We start from the raw sequence: 13,984 nt of genomic DNA on the forward strand, positions 1-13,984 counted from the left end.
AACACAAAGGAGCACTTAGGGAAGGAGAATGAACACTATCCTGTATCGTAATGAAATGCCCGGAATTTTGGGAGAGCGGATTATGAACCTGCCGGAAACCGGAATGAAAATCCTGGCACAGATCCCCGGGCAACACCATCAAATCAGCCGAAAAATGCGGGATCAAAACATGGAGAAAAACCTATGATCCCGAATATTTTCATGAAAGGAGTTGTTGCATTGTATCTGGAATCCCCTAAGGAATGGAGATAATCCATAATTATCTCTCGTCTAACGACGGAAACGATACGATCCATAATTACATTTCCCCTATAATCCGCCCGACAATCGGCTAAGCTGTCGTAGCGCCCACAACCCGGGCCAGGACTCGTCTGAGTAGGATCATGGTCCCGCAGATAGCTGCCCATGCGGATTTGGATCATATGGATGCTCGGGATCTGGCGATATACCCGCCGTCCATTGACATTCCTCTTCTCACGATGGAGCATATCAATTATTTTTGTTATAATGCTTTTATTCACATTTTATTTGGTCATAAAAAAAATCAAAAAAGGAAGAAATCAATTATCATTCGTCTCTTTGTTTTTCGGCATTGTCGGATTCTTCTTGCGGTATTTTCCAAATTTTGAGATCGGACAATGTTTCCCATCGCATCCGGAATCCTCCGTTTTTCTGTCAGTCATTTCTACTGCGTTAGGTTCTGGGTGTGACGTCGGTTCGATGACCTCAAGAAACACTTTCCCGTCAAGGGTATGCTTCCGAACAGTCAACAATTCATCACCGGCCTCTTCAATCATTTCAGTAGCATCAGGAACTGTTTTTACCGGTTCCGACTCGGAGGATTTGGGCTGCGAATCATTTGACGCTGTGTCATGATTTAGCTCACCTTTTGAAAAGACTCTCTTCGAAACTATCCGACATGCTAACGTTGAAGGATCCTTCGGATCCATAGGTTTACACTTCAGTATAAACTCCTTAGTTTCAGTTTTGCTAGCCATTTCATACTCCTTCGTAGCCATCAGAAGGAGAGTAAAGATCCACATTCGAGAGATACCGCTGTGCTAATCTCCAGCGTGAAGGCCAGTGTTTATCGACCTTGATAATCACTCCATCAGTCCGGAGTTTGGCAAACTCTTTGGTGGGGATATGGCAGTTATTGATCGCCTCCCGGTAAAAAAAGTCCGAGTTGCCAAACATCTGTCTTAATGCAGTTACTGCTTCTCTCGTAGAATGCGCAAATCCACGTAGTCCCGTAGGAATCTTCACTCCCTCCCTGGCTTCTTTAACAATCTGTTATTTGCAGAGGGGGAGGACGGCTCGATGAGTTCCCATCGTCCATCGGCGAGATACAAATCTGCGACAAGACGATGAATCTCCGGCAAATGATCCAGTAGATCCCTGCTCACTTTTTGTCGGGCCATTGTCCACCCGAAGAGATAAATCGATGCACAAGAATATAAGCAAAGATGACGAGAATTTTAAAAATAACGTTGATAGTTTACTTAATTTTAGATTAGACAAAGATTCAAATTCTGATGCTTTGTCATTTATACAAGATAAAGCGTTTATAGTATAAAATGATAATTCATGTTATGGCGGATATCCCTTGGCATGATGTTTTCAGCGATACGCGGAATGAGCAGAATAAGATCATTGCTAATTCGAGAGAGAAAACGTCGATATTTTTGTATCTGATGACGCGCGAAGGCGATTACGGTTACAATATTGCGCGTCAGTTTGCAGATGCATACTCGCGAGAAATCTGGAAAGGGACAAAATCATTGAATATCCAGCATGCCAGTAAAATCAATTCGATTTTGAAAAGCATGCGGAATGACGGACTCCTGCTTACTCTTGGAGAAAAAAAGGAACTATATCCGTTTTACTCATATCGGCCTGTACCAGAAGACTCCAAACCCGCAAGGGTGTATTATTGCATCAACCCCGATGTAATTCTATATCCGAATAAGCTGGCGATCATTAAAGAAGAACGAAACGAGTATATTCGCGGTCTTCAAAAAGTCGATACCCCGGTGGAAAATTCAGATATAAAAAAATCCAAACCGGTAATAGAAAACATTCCGGCCTTCGGATCCAAACGACGGAAAATACTTAGAAATCCGATCTCTGATCTGGAATTATACTGGAACTATTGGGACTTCTTAGGTGAGAGCAAACATCCTGAAACCTCCCGATGGATGCCGGAACTTCGATGGAATTATCTCCAGTATCTTTCAACACTACGTCTTATCGAACGTTCCGCCATTTCTACCGACAAGATCATAAAATATATCGATGAAATCCCGGAACTGGATTATCTGACTGTCTTGGTGACCGCCCAGTTCTTTGCAGACGAAATTTTACAGGTTTACAAGAATATCCCCTTAATCCAACACATCAGGAGTGCAAAAAGTAGCGGTCATGTGGTGTTAGAACTAGACCAAACTGAACTCAAAATGATTATGGGCCAGAATAAAGTATTTTCTAGTTTTAAAGGTCTCGAAAAAGTATGTTCGCACGTTTTTATCGAATTTAATCCAAATCCTGATGCTGCATTGATAATCCATCCTGAAGATGTGTTACCATTCAGAACGCTGATGGATACGAATATCGTTCAGGAAGTGAAAAGGGCGCGGAGTATAAAAAAGGACAATCTCTAAAAATTATTGTAATTTTTCTATTTTTTTCAAAAGATCATTCATATCCGATCTTGCGTTATTCGCCTTAGTAATCGCAGATAGCGCCTTACTTTTTGCATTATTCATAGAGGCCAGAAGGGCGTCATCCGGATATCCAGCTTCCACCGAATTAAGATATGACTGACGATCCTGAGCATATGCACTCATACTGTTACAGTATTCCTCCATGTTCGATTGCCATAACCGCATCTTGATCAACGATTGATCAGCATATGTTTTCACATCCCCGTTAAGATTCACAGTCTGCCCGGAAAAATCAATAATTTTATTGTCAGCATCCTCTAAATCGGTCTGTAAACCATCTATTGCCTTTAGCTCATTGTTTATCCCAATATTCATAAACGCGTAATATGTCTTATCCCCTGAGTTAATGTGGGCATTCCAAAAATCGATGTTCTTTCCAACCATATTATCAAAACTTTTTTGGTTTTCGATGTAATGGTTCATTGAACTAACTACCTCATTCGCACTATCGACAGTGCTTGATGCACTGGTATTTACGCAGCCTGCCAACGATACTGTAGCAAAAATACACAGACAACCGATTAAAAACACCAATTTTGAATAATTTGACATATCGTCCATCATACTCCCTGTTGTTCCTTAATGAAATTACATTTTAAAGACAAATTTCCCGAATTAAAATGCTGTTTTAAAAAAATGTACTATTTTGTGTCTATATATTGTTGTCCAAATGTTCTACATATGGTCAACTTAATCTAATCATAACAGCCGGTGATTTTTTACTACCTACCCATGGCTGGAAAGACGAAAACTCACACCGGATTCCGGATGCCCCCCGATATTGAACGGAAAGTCAATGCATTAATTGAAAATGAGGAGTTCAACACCAAATCCGATGTTTTCGTTGCAGCTCTCCGGTATTATTTTGACCATAAAAATTCGAATTTAGATGATAAGATTGAAACATTTTTGTTATCAGAGCGGGGGCAGGCTCTGATAAAGAAGTTGATGAAAGATGCTCACCCATCAAAGGCCCGGAAATAAATCCCCTTCTCCAGCATCACCGGTTTTTCCAAGATTATTAAGCCCCTGCCGTTAGTTTCTGCCGGACCATATTCATGATCATCTTGTATTCCGGTGTTGCTTCGATATCGTGTTTCAACTGCTCCAGCCCCTGCTGGGCTTCATTGGTCAAGGGTTGACCGCATACCGAACAGAATTCAAAGGTTGGCGCGTTGATGGTGTTGCAATTGATACACTGCCGGACATCCATTGCAGTTGATCGCGATTTTCCGGCTCGCCGGATACCCTGCCGTTCAAGCATCTCGTTATCGATATCCTCGTCGGTAAGGTGAAGGTATGTTGGGAACATCGTCGTATTGAGGTTTCCCCACATGGTTTTCTTGACAGTCGATTCGTTATACCCTTTTTTAATCATCTCGGTTATTCGGGAATGACGAAGGAGGTGCGGCGTTATCCTCTTCTGGATGCCGGCGCGCTTTGCAATTTTCTTGAGCTGCATTGCAACAGCGGCATACTGGAGGGGAAATTTTTGAACGGAGACAAAGACCAGCGATTCGGGCGTTGCAGTGAACGGGTAATCGTTCTTCCACTGAACCAGATACGGGGTAGCGGCAAGAAGCCGGACATATCGCGGGCTCCCCGTCTTTTCATCGACATTGATGATAGTGCCGTACTCGTCGAATTTTACCTGTCCCCACGTAAGCCGGCCTATCTCCTCACACCTGAATCCGCCTTCGTACAACGTCGATATGATCGCCCTGTCCCGCGAATTCTGGCAGGCTTCGATCATGGCGCGGATCTCCTCTTCCGTCAGCATCATCTGGGCAGTCTTGGTCATCCTGTCCGATCTGGGTGCTTTAATCTCTCTGATCTCGTCAACCGGCACTGAAGAGAAGCCCTTTTTGTTGAGCCAGCGGTAAAAGCGTTTTATCACCAGCATGAAATCCCGCTGGGTGTTCTGCTTGTATGGTGCGCCGTTATACTGTCGGGATTCGCGCAATTTCTCAACTCCGCGGTACAGGTCGGATATGGTATTCGCCTGGAACGGGCCAAGGAAATTCCTCCATGTAACGAGCGTAAAAATGATTTTGTTGGCCCGCCCAGCCCCGATTCCCTTTGTTGCTTTGATCTCCGCGATGAAGTCCCGGATCAGCCGGGCATCGTCAGCAGTCAGCTTGCCCCGGTTGGTGGCATTGGTGATGGAGTGATCGGCATACACGGTCTTCGGATTATGGAACGGACGCATATGCCGGGTCGGTGCCTGCTGTTTTCGTGCCGGTGTCACGTCACATGGGTTCCCGGTCTTACGGAAAAACGTATCCTGAGCTTTAGGGATTCTAACCTGAGAAAAGGATGCTGCTATGGGGATTCGAACCCCAGTCGTCGGCGTGAAAGGCCGACATGATTGGCCGGACTACACTATAGCAGCAAATTGTCCTACTTAATTTCTCGCATCGTCATAAATAGGTTATGGAGGAGGAAACGCCATCACCATGCGGGCCCTCCCGGAAGATCAAAAACCGGTTTTTCAAAAAATGTTACCGCTTCTTTGCCTTCGACTTTGGTTTTGCGGCTGCCTTCACCGGCTTCTTTACAGGTTTCCTGACGGGTTTCTTTACCGCTTTCTTCACCGCAGTCTTTGCTACCGCTTTTGCCGCGGCCTTCTTCGGCTTGCCATGGATGGGATATCCTTCCTTTTTGGTGATGGGGCCGAATGCAGCGGCCAGCTGCCGGAAGATTGGGCCGGGCTTGCCGGACCCGATGGTGCGTCCGTCAACCCAGACAATAGGGGCAACTTCTGCGGCAGTGCCCGAGCAGATCAGCTCGTCGGCCGTGTACAGGTCAAAGTACCCGAGGTTCTGCTCGCGGACGGTGATGCCGAGCGACTTTGCGATCTCGAGCACAACAAGACGGGTAACGCCCCGGAGGTTGTTGAGCGTGGGCGGTGTGATGATCTCGCCGTTCTTGACAATGTAGAGGTTGTCGCCCGAACCTTCGGAAAGGTAACCGTTCGTGTCAAAGAAGATCGCCTCGTCCCCGCCCTTGTAGTTCGCCTCGATCTTGGCAAGGATGTTGTTTAAGTAATTCAGGCTCTTGACATTGGGGGGCAGGCACTCGGCCGGGTTCCTGCGCACCGAGACCGTGACGCCCTTTAAGCCCTTCTCGTACAGGTCGCCGTACATTGCGCCCCAGGTTACGGCAATGATGATGACCGAAGCCTTCGGGCACTTGCGCGGGTCAAGACCGAGATCTCCCTTGCCGCGGGTGATGATGGGGCGTATGTATGCATTGTCCAGCTTGTTCCTCCGGAGTACCTCGCAGATCGCCTCGGCCATCTCCTCTTTTGTCATCGGGGGTTTGATATCAATGGTCTTGGCTGAATCGTACAACCGGTCGATATGCTCCTTCAGCCGGAAGATCCTGCCATTGTACGCCCGGATCCCTTCAAAGCAGCCATCGCCGTAGAGGAACCCGTGGTCGAACACGGAGATGCTCGCTTTGTCCTCCGTCAGGAATTTCCCATCATAATAAATGATCATGAAAGGTGATGAGGGCTCAATGGTTTTGTAGTTTTTTCTTTGATCTCACGAGCGAAGCGAGTGAAGAATTACGTTAGTTGCCGGTTCACGAGCGAAGTGGTTGACTGGTTATGGTTGTAGACGGCTCCAGCCTGCACCACAATACTGCCTGGCACCACATAACAAGGAAAAACCGGAAGCCTGCCGGATCGTTGATGCAAATCCCGTGATGGAATCCCTCAGCAGGCATTTTTCCGGCACGTTTCCACAAAATGCCGGAACATCCCGCCACTTGCAACGGGATGAAGGTGCGTGTAACTCGCCAGCGTGTTTGCAACAACCGCACCGTCCAGGTTGTCGCGGATTCCCACGCCACGGGAGAGCGTGTACGCGAACCGGGTCTCCTTCTCCAGCAGGACTTCCGAATAGTGGAACGCGTGGCCGCGGAAGGATGCAGCACCAACCGGGGAACCCGGGGCACTCGTGCCTTCCACGTACGTGACTACCCGCCGGGCCGGCATCCGGGTCTCGCCCCGGAACACCCCGCACATCCGGGCTGACTGTTCCGCGTCTGAACCCTGCCAGCCCTTCTGCAGTACCATGCGTTCCGTAAGATACATCAGGCCGCCGCATTCCGCATACACGGGCGTTCCGTTCCGGGAGATCTCCCTGACTGCCCCCCGCATCCCGTCATTTGATTCGAGTTCCTTTATGAAAAGCTCAGGGTATCCCCCGCCGAAGATATACCCGTCCGCTTCCGGGAGCCGGTCATGGACCGGGCTGAACGTCACGGTCCCTGCCCCGCAGGTCTTTAAAATATCGAAGAGGTCAGCGTAATAGAAGTTGAAGGCTTCATCGAATGCAACACCGATCTTTACATCAGACGGGGGAACTGAATCAAAGAGTGTTGGGGCATTGTTGTCCGGAACTTCTTTCATGAGAGCGCGGAGCCGGTCAAGGTCAACGTACTGCCCGATCAGCTTCGTGATGGTCTCGATTTTCACGTCAAAGTCGCCCCTGCCAGAACCTTCGCGATACGGCACAAGGCCGAGGTGGCGCATGGCAAGCTGCATCTCTTCCATCCGCGGAATGGTGCCGATAACCGGGACGCCGCAGTAATGCTCGATGGCGGCAACGGCTTTTGCCTTGTGAGTGCCGCCCCGGGTATTGTTCAGGATGACACCGGCAATCCGGATCTTCGGGTCAAACGCCTGGAATCCCTTCACGATCGCCGCGGCGCTCCGCGTGATGCTCTGTGCAGAGACCACCAGCACAACCGGAAGATCGAGCTCTTTTGCAACCGCTGCCGTGCTGCCAGTGTCGGAGAGCGCCTCTGCACCCTCGAACAATCCCCGCACGCCTTCGACCAGCGCAATGTCGGCGCCCCGGCACCCGAACCGGAAGATCTCCTGCACCTGCGCCCCGGACAGGGCGAACGTGTCCAGGTTCCGGCAGGGCCGGTGCGAGACGGCGGCAAGATAGGACGGATCGATGTAGTCCATTCCCACCTTGAAGGTCTGGACCGTGTCCGTCTTTGAGAGCAATGCCGCGAGTGCGAGGGTAATGCTGGTCTTGCCGCTGCCGGACCGATCACCGGTGACCAGAAGTGCCTTCATGGAAGGCTCCGCAAAACCGCCCCGAACTCGCTTTCCACAATAGAGCGGACGCCGAGCGTCTTGGGGTGCAGGTCGATCTCGACCATCACGTGCTCGTGACCGATTGCCTTGAGCGGCGCAACCTGCCGCGGGCCGTTCGTGATCGAGAAGCACTCGACCCCGTCCGTGTATTCCGGCGGGATGGCATGGGGGACACCGGTGATGAGCGCGAAGTCCGGCCTGATCTCCCGGATCCGTTTCCCGAGCCGGTCCCCGTTCGCCCCGTACTCGTCCAGCGCACCGAGAAGTTCTGCCTTCACGCCACGGGCGGAAAGTTCCGTTGCGATCCGTTCTGCATCGCCCCGCGTCTTCGGGAGCCCCCGCTGTTCAAGATTGGCGATGTAGGCGATATCTGCATCCGGGCAGACATCGTGGAGGGCGACCAGGGCGTCGACGAACATGTACGCCGTCTCTTTCTTGGCGTTCAGGATCGCGACGCCTTTCTTACCATACCGGGCGAGCCGGACGAGTTCCTGTGCTGCAACGTGTTTGAGATCGCCCCGCGATGCCTCGATGTATGGCTGGGATGCTGCGCCCCGGGCACGCTCGACATCGTTTGCCGCCTGCATCACCAGCCGCTGCCGGGCGAGCTCCTCTTCCGTAATCCAGCCGGCTTCTGCTGCAGATTCGAGCGTTGAAAGCACCCCGGCAATATTTTCCAGGAACCCGGCATGGATGTCAACTGAAATTGTGGGTGTCGTGATCCCGGCACCATCGATCGCGGACTGGAGGTCCTCGCCAATGATCATCGAGACGCAGGTGCCGATGACCGCCATACGTTTTGGGTGGAACGTGTCCTCTGCATACCGGAGTACGTCTTCGAGAGGTTTCTGGCCGCCGAAAATAAACTCGTTGTCGGCAAGCGAGGTAGTGAGCGTCCGCATCCCGTCCTCTTCAAGCAGGCGTGCGTGCTTGAACGAGCAGCCGGAAGGGCCGTGGAGGATGGCAACGTCTACGTTGAGGTCGCGGGCAGTGTAGAGGGCGGCAACGATCGAGCTCGGGCGGGGGTGCATGTACTTCATGGGCGCTGTTCATCTCCAGGTCTTGACGGCAAGGACTATCGATCCCTGTACCGTTTTTTGCTGTGCTTGGGTATATCCTTCTTCTAATGTTGCTACGCGGGAAGAGATATTGGAGGTAAGGGCGGTGTGTTCCGGCGTGCCGGGCTCCGGGAACCGGCCCACCCAGACAAGAACGGCCGGCCGGATTGCCTCAATCGCTGCAAGCATCTGGTCAAAGGCAAACCCTTCGCAGACAGCCCCGTCGCCTTCCTGCTGGCCGATGACGAGCGTGATGGCGTCACTTCCGGAAACATTCCGGGCGTATTGCGCTGCGTCGATTGTCGTACTGAGGTTTGTCCCGCTGTTGGCATTGTCCACAACAAGAATGCCCCCCTCTTGCCGGACTTCCATCCGGCCGGTGAGCGCTGTGAACCTGGAGAGAGGGAACGGGTCGAACCCGAGCATCATCGCAGCGGTACCGGCAAGGGCAAGCGAGTCCCGGTACGCCGGCAGGGCAATGAGGGGATTGGTGAACCGGCTGTTTGCGGTACCCAGCGAGATTGTGCATTCCGTTCCGGTGCACGACGCAGCGTTTTCCAGGTGCACGACAGTATCCTTTGGATTGTCCGTGATCCCTTCCGCGAGCAGGAGGTTTTGGCAGGAACGTGCGGATGCGAGTTTTGCTAAAAGAGCCGACTTTTTCCCGGCTGCGAACCGGTAATCCCCGGAAGAGGTGATGACTCCCAGTGTCCCGGCACCTGTGAGGCCGAGCGATTCTTCAGCAATCAGCCAGCCGCGGGTCTCCCGGGCGAGCCGGACTGCTTCCATTACCGAGCCGGGCGTGATGCTGGAGCGGGAGATGAATTCTTTTTCTGGATACCGGAACGTCCCCGATGAGGTGTGCAGGATGCCGGGGCCTGGCAGGACCGAGGCAAGGGCATGAGCGGTCGTGGTCTTGCCCCGGGCACCGGTGATTTCCACCATGATTTCAGGCACGTTCTTTCCCAGCAGTTGCCGGACCGCTTCATGGTGGGAGATAACAGGGGCGGTGGCACTTTTGAGCAGCGGGTGATCCGGGTCAAGGTGCACGGGAGCAACGATGAGATCGTATGTCCTGGTGCGGGCTTCTTCAACGCTGACCGGGCCGGTCCCGCGGTACACGTCAACAAGATCAACCTGGTCGCCGCGGGAGACGAACGCAGCGGCGATCGGTCGCCCGCCGTGAATCGCGTCCAGCACCAGGGTCTTCATACAAAAAAGGATCAGAGGGTGAGGGCCTTGTTCGCGTTCTTGACCATGAGGTCAGCGAGCAGCGGATCGCTGCCAATGGGATCGGCATACACGAGCGGAATGCTCTTGCCGTTCAGCTGGTACGCGCCCTTCTTGACGCCTTCGGGCAGGCCAATCTCGCCGGGGATATCCTTCTCAATGTGGACGCCCTTTGCAAGGAAGAGGGGGACGACAACCAGCGCGTCGATCTGCTCTTTTTTGAATGCATCCATCGACTCTTTGATGGTCGGCTTGTTCATGTTCATGAAGCCACACTTGACGACGAAATCGTTGTTCTTCGCCTGGATCATGGCGGCGGTCTTCTCAACGAGTTCCTGGTTGTAGGGCATCGTGCTGCCATGCCCGACAAGTAACATTCCCTTCTTGCTCATGGGGGTATCTCCACTGGATCCAGGCCCGGACTGTGCCCGTTCGCCTGAATAGACGTGTTTTCGTATGCCAAAATATCAGCATAAGAAAATACTACGTATGAAAATCTACCTGTAATCGTAATAACTTTCTTATTTGCACTGGGCATGCGGGAGGAGACAGACCTTATCGTCTGCTTTCACTTTCGGCCTCCCCACCCAAGGGTTTTATTCCGCAGCCATCGCACCGATAGTAAATGAGTGATTTCGAGCGGGAGATTGTCCACTGCCTGAACCGGTTTTTCAAGGCAAACCACATACAGGGATTTGCGTACCGCCTCAAGCAGCACAAGTTCACGAGCCAGTACGTGGATGTCCTGGTTGACTCGCTCAACCCATCTTACTACCTCTCGATCGAGTGCAAGTCGATCATTGACAAAAAACTCTACTTCTCGCAGCACTTCCATTCTGATAAGAAAAATGTTCACCAGGTCGATGCAATCTCGGATTTCCTCGCAAAGACCGGGAGGATTGGTTTTCTCGCGGTCGAGTTCCGGCAGGGCCCGGGAAAGCCGAGCGAGGCGTTCCTGATCCCGTGGGCGATTGTTGTCGCTCATTTCAAAGAAAATAAGGGGATCACGATAGAGGACGCACGAGCCGGAATTGCGCTGGCGAAATGCAAGGACGGGTACGTGCTGGAGAAGATGTGAGAAGAGAGCAGGGCATGGATTGAAGATCGCCCAGGAGTTTTCATTTTCTCTCACCTCTTCTGAGTTCGACAAGTCGAAGAACCCTTTCGGGTTCGGTCGAAGACCAGATGGTCTTCTTCTCTCGCAAGTCTGATGACTTGTTCGATTCTCCAGTTTCGGGATTGGAGAGGTCAGAGACCTCGACAACCTGAAGGGAGGCGGAAGCCGACCTTCAGATCTTATGACCCTCAACTAACCCAAACTTCTTTCTTCCGGAATATTCAACGAATATGAATCTATGATGGATGCATTCGACCGTTTCGGCCTTTTGATCAATGACCGCGTGGTCAGGACGCCGGTTGCGGTGGCTTCCATGGCCGGGATTGTCGATGCCGATTATCTCCTCGCTCGCAGGGACCATATCGGCCTTGGATTCATTGGCGGCTATTCCATCGATGAACCCACTATAGAGGCGGCAAAGGTCGTTGCTGAGGGAGACGGAAGAAAGGAGTTCCTCCCGGAGGATCCCATTGCTGAACTGAAAGTTCAGGTGGCTAAAATGGAGAAGAGCGATGTCATCCCGGGGATAAACCTCCGCGGGAGTTTGCCGGATTCATTCTCCCGCGTGGCGCAGGCACTTGGCGATGCCGTTGTGTACGAGATCGATGCTCACTGCCGCCAGCCGGCAATGATCGCTGCGGGCTCCGGAGAATATTACCTGAAGAACACGGGGAAACTTGCCGCGGCAGTCAGGGCGCTGAAGAACGAGGGGGTCACGGTTTCGGTCAAGATCCGGGCCGGTGTTGCCGAAGACGACCGGGCTCTCGCGGAGCTGCTCTGGGCTGCCGGCGCCGATATCCTGCATATTGACCTGATGGACTTTGGCACGGCAAAACTCCGCCAGATCCGGAACACCTGCCCGCTCCTTCTCATTGCCAACAACGGCATCACCACGTTCGAGCGGATGAAGGATATGCTCTCGCATGGTGCCGACATGGTCTCTGTGGCACGGAAGTCCGACGACCGGACCCTTGCCGGGCTCGATGCCGCGATCACGCGATACGCTGACGAAGAGGGGTGGTATAATGCCCCCAAGCAGCTCTGCCGGGGCGGCGACATCCGGTCGCTCGCCTTCTGCTGCATGCCGGTCAAGGAATGCCCGCTCATACCGATGCTCTCGCGAACCGGCATCTCCCATGATGACTTTGTCAAAATGAAACTGGGTGGCGTTTCAGGTACCCCGCTCGACACCGGCCGCCAGACCTGTTTTGGCAGTCTTGCATGGTGCTGTAAGACATCCTCACCCTGCATGTTCCGGGACATGACATTAAAGCAGGCCGGGATCCCAAAGAAAGAATATATGCGCCTGAAACGCGAGCTCTCTGATACCATAATGGCGCAGGTGTTCCATGACGTGCCTCCGGTTAAGTACAGTTGAACGGGCCCAGCTGGCAATGATGCTGGAGGTCACGGCATTCCCGAAACCGGGAAACGTTGACCGTTGCCATGACTATCCGGAAACCCGGCTCGAACATTTCCTTGCCTCCACCATCTTCGCCCGCCCGGCACTTGAGGAGGCCGAACTCGGGAAAGGCCGGCTGGGGGAGATCATCAAGCATGCGGTCCGCGACACCAACTGCCATGCCGGGGGAAACACGCACTTTGGGGCATTCATCCTGCTCATACCGTTGGTGTACGGTAAAACCATCGAAGGGGCGATGGAAGCGATCGCAAATACAGAGTCCTCGGATGCGGTAGCATTCTACAAGGCGTTTGCCATGACGGCAGTGAAGATGAACGCGACCGATGATCTCGATGTCAACGATCCCCACACGCTCACCCTGATCCGCGAGCGCGACATGAACCTCCTCGACATCATGCAGCACTCTGCGGCAAATGACATGGTTGCGCGGGAATGGGTGACGGGTTTCCCGCTCAGCCGCAGGGGTGCTGATCTGCTGAAGGAGAACGGGCCGGGACGCGACTCCATTGTCCGGACATTCCTCACCCTGCTTGCAACAGAACCGGACACGTTCATTGCCAAGAAGCACGGTATGGATGTTGCGAGGGAGACGATGTTGGCTGCCCGCGATGTGCTGGACGGGAAACGAACCATCGAGGACCTTGATGAAGAATGCATCCGGCGGGACATCAACCCCGGTTCCATTGCAGACATCACCATCGCAGCGATCTATCTCGCACTGGGGGAGGGGTGGTCGTGGGACTCCTGAAAGGCGGGATCAACGAGGTCATTGCAACAACCGGCTTCAATGCCGCACCGATGGGGATCCAGTACCGCGACGGGAAGGCCACCATGATACTCTTTGCCGGCAGCCATACCGCGGAGAATATTAAGAAAGATGGGTGGCTGGTCGCCAATTTCACCCACGATCCGGTGCTATACGTGCAGACGGCATTTGGGGATCTCCACAAAGACGCGTTTGTCAGCGAGCCGGTTTTTGGCATGACCATGCAGCGCCTTGCCAGTGCGGATGCCTGGGCGGCTTTCACGACTACAATCGACCGGACAACCTCCGAAGCGCTCATCGTCTCGCTCACGCTGCAGCGCGAGATCATCGAGAACGCAGTAATCCACCCCGTCAACCGGGGGTTTGGCAGCATCATCGACGCGACCGTGCATGCAACGAGATATGTTAAAAACCGGGACCCGGAACTAAAGGTACTCATCGATTACCACACCGGGATAATCCGGAAGTGCGGCGGGAAGCGCGAGCTCGCTGCACTCGATGTATTACGCGGATTTATCGAAAACAGCCCTGAATAGTCCCATTTTGGC

At 52.7% G+C, this 13,984-nt stretch carries 15 protein-coding genes and 1 tRNA gene; 7 read left to right on the top strand and 9 right to left on the bottom strand.

Going from position 1 to position 13,984, the window contains the following annotated elements; translation table 11 throughout:
- Positions 1-28: 28 nt before the first annotated feature.
- Complete coding sequence (locus PHF39_RS09790) at positions 29-187, top strand: hypothetical protein (protein WP_300223439.1); 159 nt, start codon at positions 29-31, stop codon at positions 185-187.
- Positions 188-560: 373 nt separating this feature from the next.
- On the opposite strand, the gene PHF39_RS09795 is transcribed toward PHF39_RS09790, so the two are convergent.
- Positions 561-998 carry a hypothetical protein gene (locus PHF39_RS09795; RefSeq protein WP_300223441.1) on the bottom strand — a complete coding sequence of 146 codons (438 nt, stop codon included), beginning with the start codon at positions 996-998 and terminating at the stop codon, positions 561-563.
- A 594-nt stretch (positions 999-1,592) separates the two neighbouring features.
- Between PHF39_RS09795 and PHF39_RS09800 the strand changes: the two genes are divergently transcribed.
- Positions 1,593-2,660, top strand: coding sequence for a hypothetical protein (locus PHF39_RS09800; RefSeq protein WP_300223443.1), 1,068 nt, complete (start codon positions 1,593-1,595; stop codon positions 2,658-2,660).
- A gap of 3 nt (positions 2,661-2,663) precedes the next feature.
- Here the strand turns inward: PHF39_RS09800 and PHF39_RS09805 are convergent, their stop codons facing one another.
- Complete coding sequence (locus tag PHF39_RS09805) at positions 2,664-3,287, bottom strand: hypothetical protein (protein WP_300223445.1); 624 nt, start codon at positions 3,285-3,287, stop codon at positions 2,664-2,666.
- A gap of 168 nt (positions 3,288-3,455) precedes the next feature.
- Here PHF39_RS09805 and PHF39_RS09810 point away from each other — a divergent pair, with 168 nt between their 5' ends.
- On the top strand, positions 3,456-3,707 hold the full coding sequence (locus tag PHF39_RS09810) for a hypothetical protein (protein WP_300223447.1): 252 nt from the start codon (positions 3,456-3,458) through the stop codon (positions 3,705-3,707).
- A 37-nt stretch (positions 3,708-3,744) separates the two neighbouring features.
- Here PHF39_RS09810 and PHF39_RS09815 read toward each other — a convergent pair whose 3' ends face one another.
- From PHF39_RS09815 to cfbA, 7 genes are all read right to left on the bottom strand, one after another.
- On the bottom strand, positions 3,745-4,971 hold the full coding sequence (locus tag PHF39_RS09815) for a site-specific integrase (RefSeq protein WP_300223449.1): 1,227 nt from the start codon (positions 4,969-4,971) through the stop codon (positions 3,745-3,747).
- 69 nt (positions 4,972-5,040) lie between these two features.
- Positions 5,041-5,115 (bottom strand) — tRNA-Glu (locus PHF39_RS09820).
- A gap of 109 nt (positions 5,116-5,224) precedes the next feature.
- Positions 5,225-6,226 (bottom strand): branched-chain-amino-acid transaminase, encoded by a 1,002-nt coding sequence (ilvE, locus tag PHF39_RS09825; RefSeq protein WP_300223451.1) that lies wholly within the window; start codon positions 6,224-6,226, stop codon positions 5,225-5,227.
- A gap of 218 nt (positions 6,227-6,444) precedes the next feature.
- Complete coding sequence (cfbB, locus tag PHF39_RS09830; RefSeq protein ID WP_300223453.1) at positions 6,445-7,821, bottom strand: Ni-sirohydrochlorin a,c-diamide synthase; 1,377 nt, start codon at positions 7,819-7,821, stop codon at positions 6,445-6,447.
- The gene (cfbD, locus tag PHF39_RS09835) at positions 7,818-8,882 is read right to left on the bottom strand and encodes a Ni-sirohydrochlorin a,c-diamide reductive cyclase catalytic subunit (protein WP_300223455.1); all 1,065 of its coding nucleotides are present in this window, start codon (positions 8,880-8,882) and stop codon (positions 7,818-7,820) included. Before cfbD ends, cfbB begins: the two co-directional genes overlap by 4 nt.
- 9 nt (positions 8,883-8,891) lie before the next feature.
- Entirely contained in the window at positions 8,892-10,112 is a 1,221-nt protein-coding gene (gene cfbE / locus PHF39_RS09840) for a coenzyme F430 synthase (RefSeq protein ID WP_300223457.1), read from the bottom strand.
- Positions 10,113-10,123: 11 nt separating this feature from the next.
- Positions 10,124-10,522 carry a sirohydrochlorin nickelochelatase gene (gene cfbA, locus PHF39_RS09845; protein ID WP_300223459.1) on the bottom strand — a complete coding sequence of 133 codons (399 nt, stop codon included), beginning with the start codon at positions 10,520-10,522 and terminating at the stop codon, positions 10,124-10,126.
- A gap of 233 nt (positions 10,523-10,755) precedes the next feature.
- On the opposite strand from cfbA, the gene PHF39_RS09850 reads away from it, so the two are divergent.
- The 4 genes from PHF39_RS09850 to PHF39_RS09865 all read left to right on the top strand — a co-directional run bounded on the left by PHF39_RS09850 (position 10,756) and on the right by PHF39_RS09865 (position 13,972).
- Complete coding sequence (locus PHF39_RS09850) at positions 10,756-11,208, top strand: Holliday junction resolvase (RefSeq protein WP_300223461.1); 453 nt, start codon at positions 10,756-10,758, stop codon at positions 11,206-11,208.
- A 277-nt stretch (positions 11,209-11,485) separates the two neighbouring features.
- Positions 11,486-12,625 carry a methanogenesis marker 9 domain-containing protein gene (locus PHF39_RS09855; protein WP_300223463.1) on the top strand — a complete coding sequence of 380 codons (1,140 nt, stop codon included), beginning with the start codon at positions 11,486-11,488 and terminating at the stop codon, positions 12,623-12,625.
- Positions 12,597-13,418, top strand: coding sequence for a triphosphoribosyl-dephospho-CoA synthase (locus PHF39_RS09860; RefSeq protein ID WP_300223465.1), 822 nt, complete (start codon positions 12,597-12,599; stop codon positions 13,416-13,418). The genes PHF39_RS09855 and PHF39_RS09860 overlap by 29 nt, the downstream gene beginning before the upstream one ends.
- On the top strand, positions 13,406-13,972 hold the full coding sequence (locus PHF39_RS09865) for a DUF447 domain-containing protein (RefSeq protein ID WP_300223467.1): 567 nt from the start codon (positions 13,406-13,408) through the stop codon (positions 13,970-13,972). Before PHF39_RS09860 ends, PHF39_RS09865 begins: the two co-directional genes overlap by 13 nt.
- Positions 13,973-13,984 lie beyond the last annotated feature (12 nt).

Origin of the sequence: Methanoregula sp. (genome assembly GCF_028712425.1) — an archaeon.
Taxonomy (GTDB): domain Archaea; phylum Halobacteriota; class Methanomicrobia; order Methanomicrobiales; family Methanospirillaceae; genus Methanoregula.